5 protein-coding genes and 1 pseudogene are annotated in these 4,755 nt (G+C 60.4%); 3 read left to right on the forward strand and 3 right to left on the reverse strand.

Going from position 1 to position 4,755, the window contains the following annotated elements; all coding sequences use genetic code 11:
• Positions 1-267: hypothetical protein (locus PMI29_RS32695; RefSeq protein WP_050548080.1), on the forward strand; the 267-nt coding region annotated here is incomplete at its 5' end.
• 245 nt (positions 268-512) lie between these two features.
• On the opposite strand, the gene ppnN is transcribed toward PMI29_RS32695, so the two are convergent.
• Complete coding sequence (gene ppnN / locus PMI29_RS10315) at positions 513-1,886, reverse strand: nucleotide 5'-monophosphate nucleosidase PpnN (protein ID WP_007985294.1); 1,374 nt, start codon at positions 1,884-1,886, stop codon at positions 513-515.
• Between the two features lie 234 nt (positions 1,887-2,120).
• Between ppnN and PMI29_RS10310 the strand changes: the two genes are divergently transcribed.
• Positions 2,121-2,648: a DUF3087 domain-containing protein gene (locus PMI29_RS10310; protein WP_008000250.1), complete on the forward strand. Its 528-nt coding sequence runs from the start codon at positions 2,121-2,123 to the stop codon at positions 2,646-2,648.
• Between the two features lie 85 nt (positions 2,649-2,733).
• A complete protein-coding gene (locus PMI29_RS10305; RefSeq protein WP_008000251.1) occupies positions 2,734-4,278 on the forward strand; it encodes a sensor domain-containing diguanylate cyclase in 1,545 nt (514 codons plus the stop codon).
• A gap of 31 nt (positions 4,279-4,309) precedes the next feature.
• On the opposite strand, the pseudogene PMI29_RS10300 reads toward PMI29_RS10305, so the two are convergent.
• Both PMI29_RS10300 and PMI29_RS10295 read right to left on the reverse strand, forming a co-directional pair.
• A pseudogene (locus PMI29_RS10300) lies at positions 4,310-4,471 on the reverse strand (LysR family transcriptional regulator); the annotation flags it as partial.
• Between the two features lie 36 nt (positions 4,472-4,507).
• Positions 4,508-4,755, reverse strand: a 248-nt coding sequence (locus tag PMI29_RS10295; RefSeq protein ID WP_008000255.1) for a DUF2784 domain-containing protein, incomplete at its 5' end; no start/stop codon positions are given.

The following is a 4,755-nucleotide window of genomic DNA, read 5'->3' on the forward strand; positions in this document are numbered from 1 at the left end:
TGTCCAAAATTAGTTGACCAGTTCAAGCTCGCTCCTACAGGGAAACGAGTTCAGTTGGCTTTGGCTTTGGCTTTGGCTTTTGATCTTGATCTTCTTGCCCCCTCGAGAGGCCGAGTGGAGGTTCTGCGCAGTGGGCAACCCGGCATGGATGGCGGCGGGCCCACGGAGCAGGACCGGAGCGAGGGAATGCCGAGCCTTGGCGAGGCACCGAACGTCAGGGGCAAGAGCCCTTGGTTACTTGGGGCTTTTCCAAGTAACCCGCCGTAAGGGCGGAACCATAAGTAGCCGTTACCGAAGAAACGGATATGTACACCCAAAGAACCCCTTCGCCTGCCACATAGCCATCGCGGGCAAGTCGGATCGCCGCACCGCCGCACCGCCGCTCCCACAGAGACCTTCAGTGGCCACAAGTCCCGCGTAAAACCGGGAAGCCAATGTGTGGGAGCTTACTCGCGATAGCCATGGCTCAGTCTTTATCGTGGCCCGCGGCGTTAAAGCTCATACCGTTTTTGCTACGCCACCACCCGATAACACGGCACATACGCCGCGCCGCCCGGCAGTTTCATGCGGTGCTGGGCGACGAAGGCTTTGAGCAGCAGGTCCAGCGGTTGCATGATCGCCGCGTCGCCACGGATCTGGTAGGGCCCGTGTTCTTCGATCAGGCGGATGCCCTTGTCCTTGACGTTGCCGGCGACGATGCCGGAGAACGCGCGGCGCAGGTTGGCCGCCAGTTCGTGGGACGGCAGGTCGAGGCTCAGTTTCAGGTTGGCCATGTTTTCGTGGGTCGGGTCGAACGGGCGCTGGAAGCCTTCGTCGATTTTCAGCAGCCAGTTGAAGTGGAACGCATCGTTGCGCTCGCGGCGGAATTGTTTGACCGCCTTGAGGCCCTGGGTCATCTGCCGCGCCACTTCGGCCGGGTCATCGATGATGATCTGGTAGTGCTGCTTGGCGGCGTCGCCCAGGGTCGCGCCGACGAACGCGTCCAGTTGTTCCAGGTACGGCGCGGCATGTTTCGGCCCGGTGAGGACGACCGGGAAGGGCAGGCCTTCATTGCCCGGGTGCATCAGGATGCCGAGCAGGTACAGGAACTCTTCGGCTGTACCGGCGCCGCCCGGGAAGATGATGATGCCGTGGCCGACGCGGACGAAGGCTTCCAGGCGTTTTTCGATGTCCGGCAGGATCACCAGTTCGTTGACGATCGGGTTCGGCGCTTCGGCGGCGATGATCCCGGGCTCCGTCAGGCCCAGGTAGCGGCCGCCGTGGATGCGTTGCTTGGCGTGGGCGATGGTCGCACCTTTCATCGGGCCTTTCATCACGCCGGGGCCGCAACCGGTGCAGATGTCCAGGCTGCGCAGGCCCAGTTCATGGCCGACTTTCTTGGTGTATTTGTATTCTTCGGTGTTGATCGAGTGCCCGCCCCAGCACACCACGATCTTCGGCTCGACGCCGGGGCGCAGGGTGCGGGCGTTGCGCAGCAGGTGGAAGACGTAATCGCTGATGCCCTGGGAATTGCTCAGGTCGATGCGTTGGCTGTCGAGTTCGTTTTCGGTGTAGACGATGTCACGCAGGGCGCTGAACAGCATTTCCCGGGTGCTGGCGATCATTTCGCCGTCGACGAAGGCGTCGGCCGGGGCGTTCAGCAGTTCCAGGCGTACGCCGCGGTCCTGCTGGTGAATGCGGATTTCAAAATCCTTATAGGCTTCAAGGATGGTCTTGGCGTTGTCGACGTGGGCGCCGGTGTTGAGGATGGCCAGGGCGCACTGGCGGAAGAGGGTGTAGGTGCTGCCGGAACCGGCTTCGCTCAATTGCTGGACTTCCCGTTGCGAGAGCGTTTCCAGGCTGCCTTTGGGACTGACGGAGGCGTTGATAACTTGGCGTTGGGTCATTCAATGATCCTTAAAACGATGTCATTCACACAGCAACCACGAATGGCATCCGAATAATGTGTATTCATGAAAGAAGATGGCACGAACTGCGCGGTCTCGCCATGTCCCCCACTTGACGATGAAAAGATGAAAAGGAGCCCCAGCATAGCTAAATCCCTCGCGCAGGCGATAATGGCCCGCAGTCTTTTTGTCTCAGACCCCTTTTTACCATTGAAGCTCAGGAAACCCGACGCAATGTTCGAAATCCAGCCCATGAACGCCGAGACCTACCGGCAACAGACGCGGCGCAGCACGGTCATCATTGCCCTGATCTTTCTGGCACTGGCGATGGTGTTGTCCACGGCGGCGGTGGCTCTGTTCGGCACACCGGGGGGCGACAATCTGCACTTCAACGTCGGTGGCGTGTTTGTTGCGGTGCTGGCGATGGTGGCGCTGATGCGCAAAATGTTCTGGCGCCAGGAATGGATGGCGCCGGCAGTCTACAGTTGGCAACTCAAGCGCAGCCTGATGAGTGTTACCAATGTCATGCATCATGTAACGACGGCCGTGGAAAAGGGCGACCCGGTCGCGATGAAGCTGTTGCGTTTCTACCATTTGGGGTTGAACCAGATGCATCAGCTCGATGGCAACTCCAGCGACCACAGCCAACTGATCCGCGAAATGGATCAGCACAGGGAACGAATGCAAGCGCTGGGCATCGATACCGAACAGACGCGGCTGGATCCGGCGTGGCTGGAGGCGGTAAAGCAGGCGTCGCGCTAACATCGTTGCGAGCCTGGATCAGGCATAGTGAGCAAAAAAGGCGATTCAGGAAGGTTCGCCCCGTCATAGACCCTCAGGGAGCACCATGGGACATCCGTCGATCAAAGATCATATTGAAATGCTCCGGCCAACCGTGACCCGGCTCAAGGTCCGCTCGGTGGTGATCCTGCTGGTCGCGGTGTGCCTGTCGATGACGGCTATCGTGATCTGGGAAGCCTGGAGCTCGCGCCGGTACTACCTGCATGACAAGGAAGTGGCGATGTCCAACCTTGCGCAGACCCTGGCATCGCAAGCTCAGGCAACGATCAAGCAGGCCGACACACTGCTGTTCACCCTGGTCGATCGTCTGGAACACGATGGTATGGATCAATCCCGGCTGCCGCCCTTGCTCAACGCCCAGCGCAGTGAGTTGAGCCAGCTCCATGGCTTGTTCGTGTTCGACGAAAAAGGGCAGTGGATCGCCAATTCCAATGGCGCCGGCCAAACCGGCGTCAACAACGCCGACCGCGAATACTTCATCTTCCATCGCGACAACCCCAGCCGTGGGCCGCACATCGGGCCGTCGATCAAGAGCCGTTCGAGCGGTGAATGGATCATGACGGTTTCGCGCCGGGTCAATCATCCCGACGGCAGCTTTGCCGGCGTGGCGCTGGCGACGATCTACCTCAGTCATTTCCTGCAGCTCTACGACAGCATCGACATGGGCAGTAATGGCGTGATCAACCTGATCGCCGACAATGCCACCATTGTCATTCGCAGACCCTTCAAGGAGACGGAGATCGGCACCAGCCTCGCCAAGAGCCCGTTGTTCACCCAGTTGCTGCCCAAGGGCGGTGCGGGAACTGCCACGATCACGTCGATCATCGACGGTGTCGAGCGGGTGACGGGGTATCGCCGGGTCGAGGGTTATCCGCTGATCGTTTTTACCGCGCTGAACAAGGATGAAGTGCTTGGCAGCTGGCGCAAGGAGACGCTGCTCAGCGCCGGCATCGTCACGCTATTGTTGAGTTTTCTCGGCGTACTGGGGTTTCGGCTTATCAAACTGATGAAGCAGCAGAATGTGGTGCAGGTCGAGTTGCTGGACACCCAGGACAAGCTCCTGGAAGTCAATCGCAACCTCGAAAGCCTGGCCCTCAAGGATGCGCTGACGGGGCTGGCCAACCGGCGTCTGCTCGACGCTTTCATCGATGCCGAAATGGGGAGTGCCCGGCGCAGTCAGTCCGAGTTGGCGCTGCTGATGATTGATGTCGATCATTTCAAACCGTTCAATGATCGCTATGGTCACCTGGCCGGTGATGAGTGTTTGCGCAAGGTCAGTGCGATCATCACGGACAACATCAAGCGCCCCGGAGACCTGGCCGCCCGCTATGGTGGCGAAGAGTTCGCCGTGGTGCTGCCCGGTACCGACTACGTGGGGGCATTTCTGGTGGCCGAGAAAATCCGCCTCGCGGTGCTACAGGCCGAAATTGCCCACAGCGACAGCCCGGAAGGCAGCGTGACTGTCAGCGTCGGCGTGTGTGCCGGCAATGCCGCTTCCCTGGTCCGCCCCGAAGACCTGATCGGTGCGGCAGACAAGGCGCTGTACGTGGCCAAGACCAGTGGCCGGAACATAAGCGTGATTGCCAACTGAGCGTCGGGTGTCAGGCAAACCGGTCCGTTCCCTGGACCCGTCGGGTCAGGCGCGAGACGTCCTGCATCAGCCGCGTCGCTTCGTTGACCAGCAACTCGCCCGCCGGGGTCAGTTGCAAACGGTAGCGGCGACGGTCGAACAGCAACGCATCGAAGCGTTCCCCCGGTTGCCGCGCCGCATAGGATACGGTCGACAGCATGTGTTCAGTCCTTGGCGGGTGGTTGAAAATTCAGGCGGCCCATTGCCGGATCAATCGAAGATAGACCAGCACGTTGATCACCAGCACCACGGCGCCCAATCCCAACTGAATGCCGGGTGTCAGGCCCGCCGGGTAAATGACCGGCCAAACGTAATGCTCGATGAATCCACCCCCATAGCCGGTTTGCCCGGCCCCATGGCGCATGCGGTTTTCCCAGTCGGTCAGCGGGCAGGGCAGGTGGAAGAACTCCACCGCCATACCCCACAACGCGGCGGGGG

It is taken from the genome of Pseudomonas sp. GM49 (assembly GCF_000282355.1).
Classification (GTDB): Bacteria; Pseudomonadota; Gammaproteobacteria; order Pseudomonadales; family Pseudomonadaceae; genus Aquipseudomonas.

What these genes read in the sequence shown, in the direction of transcription:
- PMI29_RS10310 (WP_008000250.1), top strand. Translation starts at nt 2,121, where the DNA reads ATGTTCGAAATCCAGCCCATGAACGCCGAGACCTACCGGCAACAGACG.
- PMI29_RS10305 (WP_008000251.1), top strand. Translation starts at nt 2,734, where the DNA reads ATGGGACATCCGTCGATCAAAGATCATATTGAAATGCTCCGGCCAACC.
- ppnN (WP_007985294.1), bottom strand. Translation starts at nt 1,886, where the DNA reads ATGACCCAACGCCAAGTTATCAACGCCTCCGTCAGTCCCAAAGGCAGC.